We start from the raw sequence: 17,430 nt of genomic DNA on the forward strand, positions 1-17,430 counted from the left end.
ATCGATTCAGGCTGAACCTGCTGCCTGTGATTCTTGTTCTACATTTTGCATATGACCTGGTATTGGTTCAAAATCATGGTGAGGTCCGAATTAAATGATGGTATCCGTTATCCGTCATATATTGTCATCTATACGTTGTTATAAGCTATATTTATTTATATTCAAGTTGCTCCTGACACAGGTATTCCAGGTATAACCGAACCACATCACGAGTTGTTCCACCATGGGGAAAGACATGGTGTGTCAGATCTGGCAAGGCGTTCACTTCCAGGATGCCTCCCAGATCTCTGGAGATCGGGGTGCGGATATCACGACAACGAACATCAACTCCTGCTACATCGATCTGAAGAGTCTTTGCCGCCTGAATAATCATCCGGGCATTTTCGGGATGAATGATTTCGGTACAATCCTTGTAGAATTCACTGATTTTTCCGGCGGCAGAATTGCGGAGATTGTATAACTCGATTTCTTTTCCCGCGGCAGGAACTTCATCCAGTGTTGTCCCTTGTGCATGTAATACCTCCAGCAGTCGTTCCGTTTCTGCATTAACCTCGGGAAACGCTTCATACTCGCCAATGGGTGTCATCTCGATTCGTTCCTGATTCAACTGCTCAATTAACGCCCGAACGGTTGAAGTTCCGTCTCCCTCAACATAGACAGGCCGATACTGGTTCACAGCCGCCACTTCACCGTTAATGATCAGCACTCTGTAATCAATCCCGGTCACATATTGCTGTAACATAATGCTGCTGCCGTGGACACTCGCAAGCTGAATGGCTGTCTCCAGTTCTTCTTCAGTACGCACATCCAGCGTCACGCCCATGCTGCTGCTCGCATCCAGTGGTTTCACTACAATAGAGCCGTATCTATTCAGAAAAGCTACTGCTTCACTCCCCATCTCCGGGATCACGATAAATGACGGTACAGGCATTCCCTGTTCATGCAATAACATATTACATGCCTGCTTGTTCTTGGCGAGCAGTCCAGCGATTAACGGCAGACGATGAGATCTGGTTTTGTTAATGATGATCTCTTTGTCCCCTACAGACAGCTTCAGAAAATCTTCGCATCCCTCAAGAAGTGGCTCACAGGTGATGCCCATTTCTCTCGCTTTGCTTATAATGAGTCGGTTTTGCAGATTATGAATCCCTTTCGGAAACACTGAAAATCCTCCTCGATCGAATGAAGGTACTCGCTCCTATATAAGTTGAATTAAAGATTATTTACGCTGACACTACAATGACAGAACAACCTTCCAATCGCTGTTATCCCCAGATTTTTTTTAATTCCTTATACAAAGGGAAAATCCGGTGATAGCGTATGCTTTCGAAGCAGCTTTCTTTTAGAAAGCTTGTAGGCGCAGCTTATGCTTCCGATGCAGCTTTCTTGCAGAAAACTTGTAGCTCCGCTTCTTCAGATCTGTTCTGCTCCCTCCGTTAACGTGTGAAATTTGAATTCAACTTATATTGCTCATACGTTCATCAATTTTTATTGTAATTCAATATTGATAATGATTATCAATATCATATAAAATCTATTTTATGGCAATTCGAGTTATATTGTCAATAATAAACTTTTAAGGAAAAATAAGATTTGATTTAGTGTAAGTTTGAGTCAATGCAGGTATGCTTTTATCGAATAATAGGCACAACAAACCGGGCAAGCCTGGGACTTGGTTTTACCAATGGCTTGCCTAATTTGTCATCTGCATGATCATACAATGGAGTTGATGTGGAGTTTTGAATAACTATTAAACGAATCAAAAACCAACTTTTTGATCCTCAAGCCAGTTGTGTATAACGCTGTTCTCCCTTCAGCTTCCTTCCCCTTCCATGCGGGATACAGGTTGGTGTGCCGAACAGTGGATCAACCGAAATCTCACACTCCATCTGGAAGACTTTACGGACCATCTCCTGTGTAACAATATCTTCCGGTTTACCTTCTGCGTAGATGGACTTGTTGTGAACAGCCACAATGTGATGCGCATAACGACATGCCAGATTCAGATCATGAAGTACCATAACAATCGTGCGTCCTTCCCGTTCGTTCAACTCAAACAACAGATCGAGGATATCAATCTGATGTGTCATATCCAGATAGGTTGTAGGTTCATCCAATAGCAGCGTTTCGGTACCCTGCGCAAGTGTCATCGCAATCCAGGCACGCTGACGCTGTCCACCGGACAATGCATCCACAGGTCGATCCGCGAGTTCTGTCAGATGTGTGGACTCCAGTGCCAGCTTGACCATACGCTCATCCTCTCGTGACCATTGCTTCAGCCATGTTTGATGTGGATAACGTCCTTGCTTGACCAGTTGGTTCACTGTCAATCCTTCTGGAGCGGTCGGACCCTGCGGCAAGATGGACATGCGCCTTGAAATCTCCTTGGTCGGCAGCTTTGCAATCTCTTCGCCATCCAGCAGCACCGAACCGGAGCTGGATTTCAGCAACCGGGCCATCGTACGCAGCAGCGTAGATTTACCACAGCCGTTGCTGCCAATGAGGACGGTAATCTTTCCCTTGGGAATGGTCAGGTTTAAATTTTCAATAATGGGATCTGCTCCATAGGAGATCGTAAGCTCCTTGGCTTCCAGAATACTCACAGCTCTCTCCTCCTCAAAACTGATTTCGATTCTTGAACAACAAATACAGGAAAAATGGTGCGCCTACGCCTGCGGTGAATACCCCTGCGGGAACATCCAGCGGTAGAAAGGCAGTGCGGGCAATCAGATCTGCCGCAAATACAAGCAGAGCACCAACCAGTCCAGACACAATCAGCATACTGCCAAACATCCGTCCAACCAGCTTTCGGGCAATATGTGGAGCGATAAGGCCTACAAAACCAATGGTTCCGGCAACCGCAACGGCGATTCCCGCCAGCAGTACACTGCATAACAACAACGCTGAACGATGCCGCTGTACAGTTACACCCAGCCCTGTGGCCAGATCATCCCCGAACTCCTGTGCATTTAGGCTGCGAGCGAACCAGATCGCCAGCGGTATAACAATTACGATAACCGGTAAAATCGTTCGGACATCGGTCCACGATGCTCCGTATACACTTCCTGTCAGCCAGATATAGGCTTGACCTGCCGTGTAGAATGGACTCAGGATCAGCATAAAGGTCGTCCCGGCTCCGGTAATGGCCGATACCCCAATGCCGATCAGCACCAGACGGATCGGACTGACTCCCTTTTTCCAGGCAAGCACATAGATGATCAAAGCCGTCACAATTGCGCCAGCGATGGCGAACAATGGCAACAACTTGATACTTACCGCTCCACCTAACAGCGTAACAAAACCTACAGCTGCAACGGCCGCGCCGCCGGTGATGCCGATGACATCCGGTGAGGCCAGCGGATTACGGATAATGCCTTGCAGAAGCGCGCCTGACATACCGAGGGCTGCTCCTACGAGCAGAGATAATAACACCCGTGGCAGTCTTAAGGTCAGCACGACGAAGTCATGCTCTCCTGCATTCAGACCAAATATCGTTCTGAGCACATCCAGCGGAGAAATAAAGTCACTGCCTACACTGGTACCGACCACTCCTGCCATCAGGAACAAGAGGATACATACACCGATGACAACCAGTGATTTTCGTTCCAATTGCACTGAGACAGTGTCTTTTTTGTTGCGGAAAGTCAACAGCTTCCTCATATCTTCGTCACCCCCTTGCGGGCAATATACACGAAGAAGGGTCCGCCAATCAGTGCAGTCATGACACCGAGTGGAACTTCCTGCGGCATGATCACCAACCTTGCAACCACATCCGCGGACAGCAGCAGAATCGCTCCCCCTACAATAGAGTAAGGAACGAGCCAGCGGTAATCATTGCCCACCAGTGCACGCATGATATGCGGGACAACCAGACCGACAAGACCGATTGAACCGGCTACGGCAACCGAACCACCCGCGAGCAACACCGTAACAATTCCCATGAGCACCTTGACTAGAAGTACATTCTGTCCCATGCCTTTGGCGATATCGTCACCCGTCAACAGCAGATTGATGGCTCTACCCATGAACAAAGAGACAATCGCTGCGGCTGTCATGTACGGCAGAACAGGATATAACATATCCAACGTCCGTCCACTTACTGAACCGGCAAGCCAGAACAGTACATCCTGCAATCCGGTTCCATCGAGCACCAGAATGGCCTGTGTGAACGAGGCAAATAACGCGGAGATTGCCGTCCCCGCCAGTACAATTTTGATCGGTGTCAGGCCATCACGACCGAGGGAACTTAGCCCATATACAATTGCCGCGGCTACAGCAGCCCCTGCAAAACCAAACCACATCATGGTGGTTAGCGAGGATACGGACAATACAACAATGGCAATAACAATAAAAAAGATCGCACCTGCATTGATCCCGAACACACTTGGTGATGCCAGCGGGTTACGTGTCAATGCCTGCATCAGCCCACCCGCCACGGCCAAACTTGCTCCCACAACAGCAGCAATAACCGTACGTGGCAACCGTTCCGTCAGCAGAACCACATGTTCCACAGAACTCTCGTCATAGAATTGCAGTGCTTCCCATGCCATCTGAAACGTGATATGCGTACGTCCCAGAATCATACTGGCTAGGCAAGCAAGTAGAAGTATTATGAATAAACCAACCAGTCCATAGATCTTGGCACTTGCCTTTGTAAAAAGGGGAAACATACTCTCACTCTTTCATCTGTAAAATGATAAAAGACCTGCCAGCCCATACACTTCGTTAACGAATGTTCTGGTGCATGGCAGGTCCTGCTCCTGTTAGTTAGTTCAGGTTGAACTGCTTATATAGATCGTCCAGCATCATGTTGGCCGATGTGTATCCACCTGCCATGTTCCAGGCCACTTCATCGACCTGAACCAGTTGGTTGTTTTTAACTGCATCAAGGTTTTTCCACAGTGGACTGCTGGTCCAATCATCATAATTTTTCTGAATGGCATCTGTTTCTGTGCCTGAATTGAAGTTGAAGATCATGTCTGCATTCATATCTGGAATGTTTTCTTTGGAAGTCAATTCAACTCCCCATGTGTCTGCATCATGTCCGGCAGGTCTGGTGAACCCAAGTTCATTCAGAATCTTACCTGCATATCCCATGTAGAAAATACGAACTTGATCGGCTCTAAAGTTCGTGATGGTTGCTTCAATTGGCAGACGATCCCCCATTTTCTCTTTGAAATCAGCTACACGGCCATCCCAATCAGACAACAATTTATCCGATTGCTCAACCCTATTCATCGCTTCCCCAACAGTTTTCACCGTTTCTTTCCAGTCAAAAAGCGTCTCCGTCACTACCGTTGGTGCGATCTGCGACAGTTGCTCATAGATCTCTTCATGTCTGATCTTCGTAGCAATAATCAAGTCGGGTTTCAACTTGTTGATCTCTTCCAGATTGGGTTGCGATTCCTGTCCTACTTGTGGAACTCCGTCCAGATCTGCTCTCAGATATTCATAGACTGGCTGCTGAACCCAGGATTCCACCACGCCTGTCGGTTTCACGCCAAGTGCAACAACGACATCATTCGCACCCTGGAACAGTGTCACGATCTTTTGCGGGGTTCCCTTGATTGTGGTTTCGCCCATGGCATGTTTGATCACTCGGGTCTGATCTTCAGTCGTACTGACAGTTGTATCACTTTCATTATTGCTCTCATTGCTGCTTGCAGCTTGGCTGGACGTATTCGTTGTCTCGGCACTTCCACCAGAAGCACAACCAGCAAGTAATGAAATCATCAGAATAAGTGCTGCATAAATGTATAGCTTTTTCTTTACTTTATACATGAAATCCGTCTCCCCTTTTTTATCTAAATGATATTGAATCTCATTATCAATTGTATTGTAATGGAGATGAAATCATTATACAAGCATTTTATTTGGAAAAACTTCTCACTCCCTGTCGAACTCTGTAACTTCATAAAACAACATTAAATAAAGATAAATTAACTAAACCAATACAATATATATCGATACAATACGCCTCCACACAAACCATATATGTAATTTTTTTCTTACCTACGAAATATACAAATCTCTCTTTTTACTTTTAGTTTCATCTAATACATGTCCTTTTTGCTGGTGAATCATTATTCATTCATATGTGCCTGACTGATGAATTTACTGTAAAACAATTCCTGTAATTTCTTGTCGTACTATGTTAGATTATCCATTGGAATAAAATCACATCTATAGATAGGGGATATTAACACGTGAAGAAATCATGGGTACTATCAATCATTATGAGTTTTGTCTTGCTCGGCGGGGTGTTCGCACCTGTAGGGTCCTATGCCGCTGCTGCGGATGACTCAACCACTACATATTCGGAAGACGAATACTATGAAGAAATTGACACGTCAGAACAAGAACCGATCCCTACAGTCGAAGAAGAAGATTTCCTGGGCTACCTTGATCAGTTGGATATGGCATCGGTATATGAGGAGAGAGCCTTCAATGCTTTGGGAGGTGGATTTTACATCACATCATCCAATCGTAAGTCCGTATTCCTGAAACTGACCAATACAGCGATTCCTAACTACACCAAATATGTATCCAAGCTGAAGTTGATTAAACCGCAAAATGCGGAATTGCAAAAAATCCATGCCAACTTGATCAAAGGTAGCTATACACAGCTGGAAGGATTCCAACTCGCTAAAAAAGCGGTCTCCAAAACAACGGTAAACAGTGCTGTCCTGAAACAATCCAATGCCAAAATTGCTGCCGGGAAGAAAAATATCGAGAAATTTCACAAAGAATTCTCTGCATACGCCAATAAACTTGGATTTGATTTATAAAAAACAGTAATTGCAGATATGCGTCCTACATTTCGAATAAAACAATTTGAAATTTAAGGAAAAAAAGTGTTTTCTTTTGCTGAGTTAGTTCGTATAATAGCACTATAATCAAAAGGCTATGCTGCCGAAAGGTACAACCTCGTGAACAATTGAGGTTGTGCCTTTTTTGCGTTTAATGGCCACTTTTATCTGAATTTCATCATCTGACGAGGAGTGATTCACGTGATTCTTGAAGCCATTTACCACCGCCCCAAACTCAATTGGTCTTATGCTTATGACCGCTCGACCATGCACCTCCGACTTCGGTCCAAACGCGGGGACCTGGATGCAGTGCTTGCCATTACGGGAGACAAATATGCCTGGGATCGGACGATCACACACATCCCTATGCACATCTTTGCCCGGGATGAAATGTTCGATTATTGGGAAGCCGAGACTTCACCTCCCTATCGCAGATTACGGTATGGTTTCCAACTGATTCAGGGAGAGGAATCGGTCTGGATGACGGAGCGCGGATTCGAGCAGGCGCTGCCTGATCATCCACTCGAATTCTTTGATTTTCCATTTATGAATCCGATCGACATTTTTGAACCACCTGCCTGGGTTAAGGACGCTGTGTTTTATCAGATTTTCCCTGAACGTTATGCCAATGGCGATCCATCCCTCAGTCCCAAAAATGCTGAACCCTGGGGAGGAGAACCTACACCGGTGAACTTCTTCGGCGGCGATCTCCAAGGTGTGCTGGATCATCTGGATCATATAAGTCAGCTTGGCATCAATGCCATCTACTTCTGTCCGCTGTTCGAAGCCACGACGAATCACAAATACAATACGGGCGATTACATGAAAGTTGATCCTCACTTTGGAACCAATGAACAGTTCAAGGCGTTCGTGGATGCCTGTCATCAGCGCGGCATACGCGTTGTTCTGGATGCGGTATTCAATCATTCCGGCAGAGAGTTCCCTCCTTTTGTCGATGTCATGAAGAATGGAGCCTCTTCCATCTACGCAGATTGGTTCTATATCAAAGACTGGCCGCCACGTGTGGAGGATGGCATACCGACTTATGACACTTTTGCCTTTGAACCGCTCATGCCGAAGCTGAATACGGAACACCCTGAAGTGAAGGCATACCTGCTAGAGGTAGGTCGTTTCTGGATAGAGGAGATGGACATTGACGGCTGGAGGCTCGATGTAGCCAACGAGGTGGATCATCAGTTCTGGCGCGAATTCCGTCAGACGGTAAAAGCCATTAAACCTGACGCCTATCTGCTCGGTGAGATCTGGCATGATTCGCTCATGTGGCTTCAGGGAGACCAGTTCGATGCCGTGATGAATTATCCGTTTACCAATTCGGTATTGGACTATACGGTGCATGGCAAGCTCGATGGACTTGGATTCGCAAATGAGATCGGCAAACTGCTTGCAGCCTATTCACAGCCTGTAACGGAAGCGGCCTTCAATCTGCTCGGAAGCCATGATACCCCCAGACTGCTGACCTTATGTGATGGAGACGAGCGCAAGATGAAACTTGCCGTTACGTTGTTGCTTATGTATCCAGGTGTACCATGTATCTATTATGGAGACGAAGTGGGACTTGATGGGGGATATGATCCGGGTTGCCGCAAGTGTATGGAATGGGATGAGACCAAGCAGAATCGCGAGCTTCTGGAATTTTTCACCCGTACCATTGCCCTTCGTAAACAGCACCCTGCCCTGCGCAGCACTGAACTGAAGATTGTATATGCAAAAGCCGGAGACCCTTGTCTTGCCATCGAACGATTGGATTCGCAGACGGGAGAGCGCATGCTTCTTGTGCTGAATGCGGGTGATGAGCCGTGTACCCTTGAACTCCCTTTGGGAGATCGTAACGTCTGGCGAAATCTGTTCACATCAAACACCGTGGAAGCTCGGCAAAATAAACTGACCCTCGATCTGGAAGCATACGGATTCTCCCTGATGCAACTTGAGGTGAAACAGCCAGCTGAGGCCTGAGATAAATACAGCTAACAAGGGAAAATAACTTCAAAAAGGCTGTCCTCCAGGTGATATGCTCCCCATAAAGTAGACAGGTAAAATAATAAAATCCTGTTACTGTATGGGTAACATATCAGACCAAGGACAGCCTCTTTTGTATCTTATACGTCATATCCTAACGAACCCAGCACACCTTATTCGCTTCATTATACGGGGTTAAATGCCTAACGAATCAGAGAGACCTTATTTCGTCCAATACGTCGATTTTTGAGACCAGAGTCCGTATTTTTGAAGCAATAACGTTACTGAGATTCGTTAGGTTTTACTTTTCTTGTTTATCCCCTCAATACGATGTTTGAGGTTCGTTAGCGATACCGATTCAAGCAAGGTGAAACTCTTCGAGGCAGCGACCTATTTCCCAGACGAGGCGAAGGGTATCGAAGTCATCGGTTTTCGTATTTTCTTCATTCTTGAGCTTACAAGCGCTCCCTGTGTAATTACGATTTTCTGCGGAATCTTGTATGAAGGTAACTTGTCCCGACAATATTCCCAGATGGATCGCCGCAGATCGGTGAGAGTACACTCTGTAGCCAGCCGGATAGTCACCTTCACCCTCTGACCCGTGATACCACTCTGTTCTCCCGAAACTACGGCCGCTTCGATACATTCCATCTCTTCCAGAACACCCTCGACCTCGGCAGGATACACTTTCCGTCCCCCTACGTTAATGATCTCGGAACGACGTCCCAGAATACGAATGTAACCCTGCTCCAGCACAGCTTCATCGCCAGTTCGCAGCCACCCATCCTCTGTAAAGGGTGATGGAGCATTCAGATATCCAATCATCGCGGTTTCCGTGTGAATCTGCAATTCTCCTTCCACCACCCGGTACTTGACCCCTTCATCTTGAATGGAAAACAGCAGCGAGCCTGGCTCTTTGGAGCGGGTTGGCAGAATGCCAAGTTCAGACATGCCATAGGCTTGTATCGTCCTTAGTTGTGGATATCTCCGGTTCCAGGCTGCCAGTACGGATTCAGGCATCACTTCCGATCCGTATGACACAACCTCGAGACTCGACAGATCATACCCCTCATCATTTCTACCCAGCAGCAACAGATTCATGAATGTTGGGGAGACAGGCAGCGCCTGCACACGAAACTTCTCAATCGTTCGGCACACTTCTTCGGGAGATCGATCCGCAATGATACAGAGACAGCCCCCACTGGACAGGGATTGCAGCATGGTATTCACACCGCCGATATGATCAAACATCATGAATGGAATCGTTCGCAAAGGCCGAACCTGCCGCCGAAAACCATGTAACAGCCGATCTGCACGATGCACAGTCGCTTTACTCACTCCGGTTGATCCGGATGAAAAGAGTACAAGTCCGCCTACGCCTTCTTGTGCCAGCGAGGATAACAACACGGGAACCTCTCCAGAAGATTCACACGTTTGCCGAATGCACAACTTGCCTTCTTCAACGCTCAAACGCCATTTCACCTGTGCCAGCTGGATGTATTCCTCTCGTTTCGCTTCAACTAGATATCGATCCATGGGAAGCACGATACACCCTTGTCCAAGCAAAGCAACCAATGCCGCCGCTGCATAGGGGGAATAATCTTCCTCCAGCGTTACAAGTTGCCCAGCCAGCCCTTCTGCTGTAATCCACTGACTCATGATGCCAACCTGTTCCAGCAGCCACCGATAGCTGTACTCCTGATCTTTCCAGATCAGCGCAGGTTGCTGTCCCTGCTCCGCGAATCGTTCAAGCAAGAATTGGTTCAACATCTTGCATCCTCCTCACCGGCAGGCGCCCATTGCTGTGCGAGATAATCAACAAGTGAACCCACGGTCTGATATGGGCTTTCAGGCATGGAAGCAGCAGCCATCTCCGCCAGTGCGGCTCCCATACCCGTTCCCCATCGATCTTCGATTCCCTGCTCTACCACTGCAAGCAATGACACGAGTTCCAGCGAATCCAGTTGCCCACTTCGTCCGTACAGTGGAGCGTTACCACCCTCACCAAGTGGAATCGTTGTATTATGGTACGCGTTTAACTCCCGGCAACTATCCAATACGATACGGAGCAAATCCTCCCTGTGTTCTTGTCCAATCATCGACACAGTCTGACGTGGGAAGCAATCTACCTGAGGTATGGACTGCCGAAGTGACTCATACCATTGCCATTCATCGGTGACCAACATTTTAATTACACCTGTTAGCTGTACTTTCCAGTGCTCACGCTGCTTTATCCGACTGACCTGAAGCATATTGTAGGCCTTCTCCCAACGTACAATGATCTCGCTGAATTCTCTCGCATATTGATCAAGTGGAGAACCGAGCCATAAGACAGACTCCTGAAGAAGATCTCGAAGAAAATATCGACTCCATCGCATATCAAACAGCAGACCCGATATTAACATTTCATTGGCCTGATCCCCTTCATTCGCCCCACGCAGTGCATCTAAGAGTCGCAGAGACACCACATGTCCAAAATGAAAATTCCGCTCTCCTTGCGTAATCGTCCGGCCTGTCAGAAATTCTTCAATCTGCGTTGTTAACGCCTGGATCAACATGTCTCGGTAACCGTCAGAGTCCAGCTTCACAGTCGCCCGAATGTCCATGGTTCCATACGTTCGGAGTTCTTCTTTGCGTTTGGCCTGCGCAAGCTCAGGTATGCTTTGGTTACCTTTCCAGAAGTCATGAAAGGCCCTTTGAGTAACCTTTCCCTTATACTTGGAGGGCACGGGATCGTAGACGTGAACATGCTCATCTTCCAAACCATATACAGCAATCCAATGGTCTACCAGATGTAGTCGGGAGCCCTGCTTCACATGTTTGCGAATGTACTCGGGATTCTGATAATCCTCACAGTAAGGCAGGTGATAACTGGTTCCTGTAGCCAAAAAAAGCCCACCTTCGCCAATATACTGCCGGATCTGCGTCTTGCCTTCCTCGAAGCTTTCCAGCTGTCGCTGACCATACATCTCCCAGATTGGCTCTACATAATCCAGTTTGTGAAAATAAGGCTTCACCAGTCCGTTATCCCCGCACGAAGGAAGGCTGTACAACCGACTTGCCGCCAGCAGTGCAAGACTTGTGATAGATCCTTGTCGATGGAGCACTTCATGAATCAGAGGAAAATTGCAGGGATAATAATAAGGAATGTCCAGCACTGGAGCGAATGAAGGAATGATCATTTTGGGCCTCCTGTTCCCGTTTTGGCTGACGTACTGCCCCAGGATTGGATTAGGTAATGCACAGACATATCATCTGTCGCTCGAAATACCCGATTGGCAATAGGTTTGCCATCCACATCGGTCTCGAAACGGCGGAAACCACGTGTAAACCGGAAGGAGAACCCACTATCACGCGGGACTCGGTAACTACCTTCATATCGACCTGTACCAGAACGGACAAGCTTCATACCCATCCCACCATATATCGTTTCCTCCGAGTCTTCGTCGGGAGCTACCTCTGCACGAATGCAGACCTCTACGTGAGTTGACAATTCAGGAACGACGGTATAGATGCGTGTAGCAGACAGTTCCCCCACAGTCAGCGTGATGGATGCACTTCCAATACCGACAGGAACCAACTCTCCACTCGCATGAACCTGAAGCACATTCGGGTCACTTGAAGTATAATTCCCATGCAGCAGACTCTGAACCAATCCACTCTCGTAGTGCATTTGTGCATTGATACACACGGTCATTCCACCTTGTAGTCCGATGACATCCCTTCCAAGCAGTTCGAGCGAGGAGGGCTTACCCACGTGGCCGAACATGTACAGTAACGGGAGGTGAATGCGCGCTCCCCAGTCACCTTCCTGATGACAGGCACCCGGCTGTTCCAGAAATGCCAATTCCTCATCCGATCCTACTCCGCGTTCAAGTAATTGATGAGCTACCCTTCTGACCTGAGAAGGCAGAAACAGACCTTCCGTATCTCCAATATCCATCCATATTCGAACGTCGGGTACCTCTTCTGGCAAGCGATACATGTGTTCTTCCAACAGTCCGCTTTCCGATGTTTCGTCCAGCTGCACATCCACATAGAATGGCGACATCATGATCAGTTTTCCAAAAACCTCCGGATTTCGCATCCCCATGTGCAATGTACAAAGCGCCGCGGCAGATGAACCTAACAGCCCGGTATTCGACTTATCCGGTAGCGTCCGATATCGATGATCAATGATCGGCTTGAGCTCATGAATGATGAAATGTTCATAGTCGATGCCTGAACACCCCACACTCACGGCCTCTCTCTCCGGAGCGACGAAGTGATAGAATTCGTTGTGCGTGACTGGACGGACATGCGTAATGCCGACAATAATCAGTGATTCAATCTGCCCGGAGGAAATAAGACCGTCTGCTGTCTGGTCCATATTCCATGTTTCATTGCCTGGCCCGGATGGACCAAAAGCCCGCTGCCCCGCATGAACGTACAGAACCGGATAATGCCGAGCTGTCTGCTCATGGTAACCGGGAGGGAGGTACACATAAATGTTGCGGATATTGCCCAGCCGCGACGCCTGAATGCCTTCCAAACATTCGATGACAGAATGGGTACTCAACGATCATCAACCGCCTCTCTTCTCCCAATTCGACTGCATAATACAAATAACCCCGCCTCAGAAGAGACGGGGTTGTCCCAGAACACACGTAAGTGTTCCGGGATACATAGCCCTTATATTGTGAATCTGCGAATAGTTTAAATCCCCGGACATGCTTTTGTAAACATAAAAATAGAAAATAAATGCTCTCAAAAAAGTTATTGACATAAGATCCAATATTTCTTACGATAACGTTGTGATCATAACTCGAGGGCCATGCTTTTAAACCTGAGCGGTTTAGGACAACCCCGGTAACTCCCGAAGGAGATGCCGGGGTTGTTGGCGTGTCAAAAGGAGGGAAGTCTTCAATCCACTGCGTAACATTCCGCTGTATTGAAAGCGCTATTATTCAAGAGCCAGGTTGGTTGTTTATCTAAACTACTACATTCACGAGAAGGGTGGATTACTATGTTTCAAATGGCCAAACGTGTACTCCTCAGCACAACACTGACACTCAGTTTACTTGCAGGGGGCGCACTTCCCTATCTGCCTGCTTCAGCGATCTATGCCGATGCGGATACCGCGGTTACCAACAAGCAGAACTTTAGTACAGACGTCATCTATCAGATCTTTACGGACCGCTTTCTGGACGGCAATCCTTCCAACAATCCTACCGGAGCTGCCTACGATGCTACTTGTAGTAACCTGAAGTTGTATTGCGGAGGCGACTGGCAGGGTTTGATCAACAAAATCAACGATAACTATTTTAGCGATCTGGGCGTTACGGCATTGTGGATCTCCCAGCCGGTCGAAAATATCTTCGCCACGATCAACTACGGCGGCGTGATCAACACAGCGTATCATGGCTACTGGGCACGTGATTTCAAAAAGACCAATCCGTATTTCGGAACGATGGCTGATTTTCAAAATTTGATTACAACCGCTCATGCCAAAGGCATCAAGATCGTAATTGACTTTGCACCGAACCACACGTCTCCTGCCATGGAGACCGATACCTCCTTTGCAGAGAATGGCAAGTTGTATGATAACGGTAATCTTGTTGGCGGATACACGAATGATACAAATGGATATTTCCATCACAACGGCGGCTCCGATTTTTCCTCCCTGGAGAATGGTATCTACAAAAACCTCTATGACCTCGCTGACCTGAATCACAATAACAGTACCATTGATCAATATTTCAAAGATGCAATCAAGCTATGGCTTGATATGGGCGTGGATGGTATTCGCGTTGATGCGGTGAAACATATGCCTCTCGGCTGGCAAAAGAGCTGGATGTCCTCCATCTATGCACATAAACCTGTATTCACTTTCGGTGAATGGTTCCTGGGATCTGCTGCATCTGATGCGGATAACACGGAATTTGCCAACGAATCCGGGATGAGCCTGCTTGATTTCCGCTTTAACTCTGCCGTGCGTGACGTCTTCCGGGATAACACATCCAACATGTATGCTCTGGATTCGATGATTACTGGCACAGCCGCAGATTACAATCAGGTTAATGACCAAGTCACGTTCATCGACAACCATGATATGGATCGGTTCAAAACAAGTGCCGTCAACAACCGTCGTCTGGAACAAGCGCTGGCCTTCACCCTGACTTCACGCGGCGTACCTGCCATCTATTATGGTACCGAGCAGTATCTGACGGGTAACGGGGACCCTGATAATCGGGCCAAAATGCCTTCCTTCTCCAAAACAACCACTGCTTTCAACGTGATCAGCAAGCTGGCCCCTCTGCGCAAATCCAATCCAGCAATTGCCTATGGCTCCACTCAGCAACGCTGGATCAATAATGATGTGTACGTCTATGAACGCAAATTTGGCAAAAGTGTAGCTGTTGTTGCGGTGAACCGTAATCTTTCCACACCAGCAAGCATTGCGAATCTAAGCACTTCACTGCCAACAGGCAACTACACCGATGTACTGGGCGGTGCACTGAACGGTAATAACATCACTTCCACCAATGGCAACGTCTCTTCCTTCACACTGGCAGCCGGAGCAACAGCGGTATGGCAATATACAACGAGCGAAACTACACCAACGATCGGGCATGTAGGTCCGGTGATGGGCAAACCGGGTAATGTCGTTACCATTAGTGGACGTGGATTTGGCTCCAACAAAGGTACCGTATACTTCGGTACAACAGCCGTTACCGGTGCCGCGATCACATCGTGGGAAGATACACAGATCAAAGTGACAATCCCAGCTGTTGCCGCAGGCAATTATGCTGTGAAAGTAGCTGCGAACGGCGTTAACAGCAATGCGTATAACAACTTTACCATCCTTACGGGTGATCAGGTCACTGTACGATTTGTCATTAACAATGCTTCCACCACACTGGGTCAGAACATCTATCTGACAGGTAACGTGGCAGAACTGGGCAACTGGAGTACGGGCACAACAGCTATTGGTCCTGCTTTCAATCAGGTCATCCACGCCTACCCAACTTGGTACTATGATGTGAGTGTACCAGCCAGGAAACAACTGGAGTTCAAATTCTTCAAGAAAAACGGGGCAACCATTACGTGGGAAGGTGGTTCCAACCACACGTTCACCACACCAACCAGCGGTACAGCCACAGTCAATGTAAACTGGCAATAGAATATCCAGTCCACAAGCTAAACCCGGAGTTACGCTAACGCAGCGTATGCTCCGGGTTTTGCTGTACCTAGCCAGATTGCTTAGATTGCTTCTATCCTCTCTCTGTTGAATTTATATGTGGGTTCAATTCATTTCATTTTGGTGTATCATACATGTCATTGATAGGTTCGGATCGACTTCAATGTTGTCGCTGCCAGAATACCTGTCGCCAGCAGTAATATGCCCACGCCTTGCAGCACAGAAGCTGCCCCCAACTGATCAGCCAATACGGAGACAACCGTCAATCCCAGAATAGGCGCTGTACTGGTGATTGTTCCAACCACACCATAGACCCTTCCTTGCAGCTCGTCCGGAACGGCTGTCCTCAGCATAATCTGGGTGAGCATCGTACAGCACGCGAACATCGCACCTCCGCCCACGATTAACGGCAACGCCATGATTGGAGAAGATACATTCGCCAAAAAAATATAAATCGGTCCTAATACAATCAGACCGATAAATACCCATCTCCCTCTTCGCTTCAATCGTTTCCCCGAAGCAATCAACAATGCAGAGCCAATCATGTATCCCAGCGGAATACAGGTCTCAATTAATCCAAACTGTACCGGATTCGCCTCCCATACCTTGACCGCCATCACTTGAACCAGCATCATGGCCGACATGAAAAATAAAATCAGCAACGGATTGAGCAATACGATGGATCGGATCAAAGGATTCCGATAGATGTAGCCAAACGAACTACGCCACTCCTGAGCAAACGTGGTCTGCTGACTAACGGATCGCTGTACCTCAGGAAAGCGGCCCGCCATCAGCACACAGACTGCGGACAACAGAAAGGTTGCCCCTGTAATTAATATGGCAACGAATCCGCCAAATGCAGCAACAGCCACTCCCGCAGCGGCTAGTCCACTGATTCGGGCAAGATTATCCACCATATGAATGGTTCCGGTCGCTTGTTGAATATGCTCTCTGCCAACCATACTTGCTACAGAGGCGTGGAATGCAGGGGCCTGAAACAGGCTTGTAAACATGGAGAGTGAGAGCAACAGCAGCACTACCGGAAACGGAGCATGCCAGCCGAACAAGCTTACTGCAATCAGTACAGCCATTACGCCCCGAAATACATCCGAGGCCAGCATCAGCTTCCTGCGATCCAATCGGTCTGCAACCGTACCCGCCACCGATCCAAATAGAAAACTGACGGCCATATTGCAGATCTGTACAGCCGCCATGCTCTTTGCACTGCCTGTGGTCTGTAACACCCACAGGCTAATCGCAATCCCATTGAAGCAATCCCCAAAGACCGAGATGCCGTAGCCGTACAATATCCTGCGAAAGGTAACATTACGCCAAAGTGTTGGTGGAGCTTTAGTATTATGCAATGCAGCTTGTCCATCTTGGTATCCGATAATCTCGGGCTCACTGGACGAGTTCATGCCCATACATCACGTTCCTCCCTTATCATCATTAGAGCCCATGCAG

Annotated in this window: 12 protein-coding genes; 3 read left to right on the forward strand and 9 right to left on the reverse strand. The window is 47.7% G+C overall.

Annotated elements, in window-relative coordinates; all coding sequences use genetic code 11:
- Positions 1–151: 151 nt before the first annotated feature.
- The 5 genes from MKY28_RS21040 to MKY28_RS21060 all read right to left on the reverse strand — a co-directional run bounded on the left by MKY28_RS21040 (position 152) and on the right by MKY28_RS21060 (position 5,781).
- Positions 152–1,162, reverse strand: coding sequence for a hypothetical protein (locus MKY28_RS21040; protein ID WP_340936891.1), 1,011 nt, complete (start codon positions 1,160–1,162; stop codon positions 152–154).
- Positions 1,163–1,781: 619 nt separating this feature from the next.
- Positions 1,782–2,603 carry an ABC transporter ATP-binding protein gene (locus MKY28_RS21045; RefSeq protein WP_340936892.1) on the reverse strand — a complete coding sequence of 274 codons (822 nt, stop codon included), beginning with the start codon at positions 2,601–2,603 and terminating at the stop codon, positions 1,782–1,784.
- Positions 2,604–2,616: 13 nt separating this feature from the next.
- Positions 2,617–3,660 carry a FecCD family ABC transporter permease gene (locus MKY28_RS21050; protein ID WP_340936893.1) on the reverse strand — a complete coding sequence of 348 codons (1,044 nt, stop codon included), beginning with the start codon at positions 3,658–3,660 and terminating at the stop codon, positions 2,617–2,619.
- Positions 3,657–4,670 (reverse strand): FecCD family ABC transporter permease, encoded by a 1,014-nt coding sequence (locus MKY28_RS21055; protein WP_340936894.1) that lies wholly within the window; start codon positions 4,668–4,670, stop codon positions 3,657–3,659. Before MKY28_RS21055 ends, MKY28_RS21050 begins: the two co-directional genes overlap by 4 nt.
- 97 nt (positions 4,671–4,767) lie before the next feature.
- The gene (locus MKY28_RS21060) at positions 4,768–5,781 is read right to left on the reverse strand and encodes an ABC transporter substrate-binding protein (protein ID WP_338707855.1); all 1,014 of its coding nucleotides are present in this window, start codon (positions 5,779–5,781) and stop codon (positions 4,768–4,770) included.
- A 425-nt stretch (positions 5,782–6,206) separates the two neighbouring features.
- Here MKY28_RS21060 and MKY28_RS21065 point away from each other — a divergent pair, with 425 nt between their 5' ends.
- On the forward strand, positions 6,207–6,788 hold the full coding sequence (locus MKY28_RS21065; protein ID WP_340936895.1) for a hypothetical protein: 582 nt from the start codon (positions 6,207–6,209) through the stop codon (positions 6,786–6,788).
- A 222-nt stretch (positions 6,789–7,010) separates the two neighbouring features.
- Complete coding sequence (locus tag MKY28_RS21070; RefSeq protein ID WP_340936896.1) at positions 7,011–8,783, forward strand: alpha-glycosidase; 1,773 nt, start codon at positions 7,011–7,013, stop codon at positions 8,781–8,783.
- A gap of 393 nt (positions 8,784–9,176) precedes the next feature.
- Here the strand turns inward: MKY28_RS21070 and MKY28_RS21075 are convergent, their stop codons facing one another.
- From MKY28_RS21075 to MKY28_RS21085, 3 genes are read right to left on the reverse strand one after another with little or no spacing between them, the layout of a single operon-like run.
- Complete coding sequence (locus tag MKY28_RS21075) at positions 9,177–10,556, reverse strand: ANL family adenylate-forming protein (RefSeq protein ID WP_340936897.1); 1,380 nt, start codon at positions 10,554–10,556, stop codon at positions 9,177–9,179.
- Complete coding sequence (locus tag MKY28_RS21080) at positions 10,550–11,968, reverse strand: hypothetical protein (protein ID WP_340936898.1); 1,419 nt, start codon at positions 11,966–11,968, stop codon at positions 10,550–10,552. The genes MKY28_RS21075 and MKY28_RS21080 overlap by 7 nt, the downstream gene beginning before the upstream one ends.
- Positions 11,965–13,344 (reverse strand): alpha/beta hydrolase-fold protein, encoded by a 1,380-nt coding sequence (locus MKY28_RS21085; RefSeq protein ID WP_340936899.1) that lies wholly within the window; start codon positions 13,342–13,344, stop codon positions 11,965–11,967. The genes MKY28_RS21080 and MKY28_RS21085 overlap by 4 nt, the downstream gene beginning before the upstream one ends.
- A 447-nt stretch (positions 13,345–13,791) precedes the next feature.
- Between MKY28_RS21085 and MKY28_RS21090 the strand changes: the two genes are divergently transcribed.
- Positions 13,792–15,948 (forward strand): alpha-amylase family glycosyl hydrolase, encoded by a 2,157-nt coding sequence (locus tag MKY28_RS21090; RefSeq protein ID WP_340936900.1) that lies wholly within the window; start codon positions 13,792–13,794, stop codon positions 15,946–15,948.
- A gap of 155 nt (positions 15,949–16,103) precedes the next feature.
- Here the strand turns inward: MKY28_RS21090 and MKY28_RS21095 are convergent, their stop codons facing one another.
- A complete protein-coding gene (locus tag MKY28_RS21095) occupies positions 16,104–17,390 on the reverse strand; it encodes an MFS transporter (RefSeq protein ID WP_340936901.1) in 1,287 nt (428 codons plus the stop codon).
- Between the last annotated feature and the right edge of the window lie 40 nt (positions 17,391–17,430).

The sequence above is a fragment of the Paenibacillus sp. FSL R5-0473 genome (genome assembly GCF_038004565.1).
Classification (GTDB): domain Bacteria; phylum Bacillota; class Bacilli; order Paenibacillales; family Paenibacillaceae; genus Paenibacillus; species Paenibacillus amylolyticus.

Bases quoted from the DNA above. Each gene is read 5' to 3' on its own strand.
- MKY28_RS21050 (WP_340936893.1), bottom strand. From the start codon at position 3,660: ATGAGGAAGCTGTTGACTTTCCGCAACAAAAAAGACACTGTCTCAGTG.
- MKY28_RS21055 (WP_340936894.1), bottom strand. From the start codon at position 4,670: ATGTTTCCCCTTTTTACAAAGGCAAGTGCCAAGATCTATGGACTGGTT.
- MKY28_RS21060 (WP_338707855.1), bottom strand. From the start codon at position 5,781: ATGTATAAAGTAAAGAAAAAGCTATACATTTATGCAGCACTTATTCTG.
- MKY28_RS21075 (WP_340936897.1), bottom strand. From the start codon at position 10,556: ATGTTGAACCAATTCTTGCTTGAACGATTCGCGGAGCAGGGACAGCAA.
- MKY28_RS21080 (WP_340936898.1), bottom strand. From the start codon at position 11,968: ATGATCATTCCTTCATTCGCTCCAGTGCTGGACATTCCTTATTATTAT.
- MKY28_RS21090 (WP_340936900.1), top strand. From the start codon at position 13,792: ATGTTTCAAATGGCCAAACGTGTACTCCTCAGCACAACACTGACACTC.
- MKY28_RS21095 (WP_340936901.1), bottom strand. From the start codon at position 17,390: ATGGGCATGAACTCGTCCAGTGAGCCCGAGATTATCGGATACCAAGAT.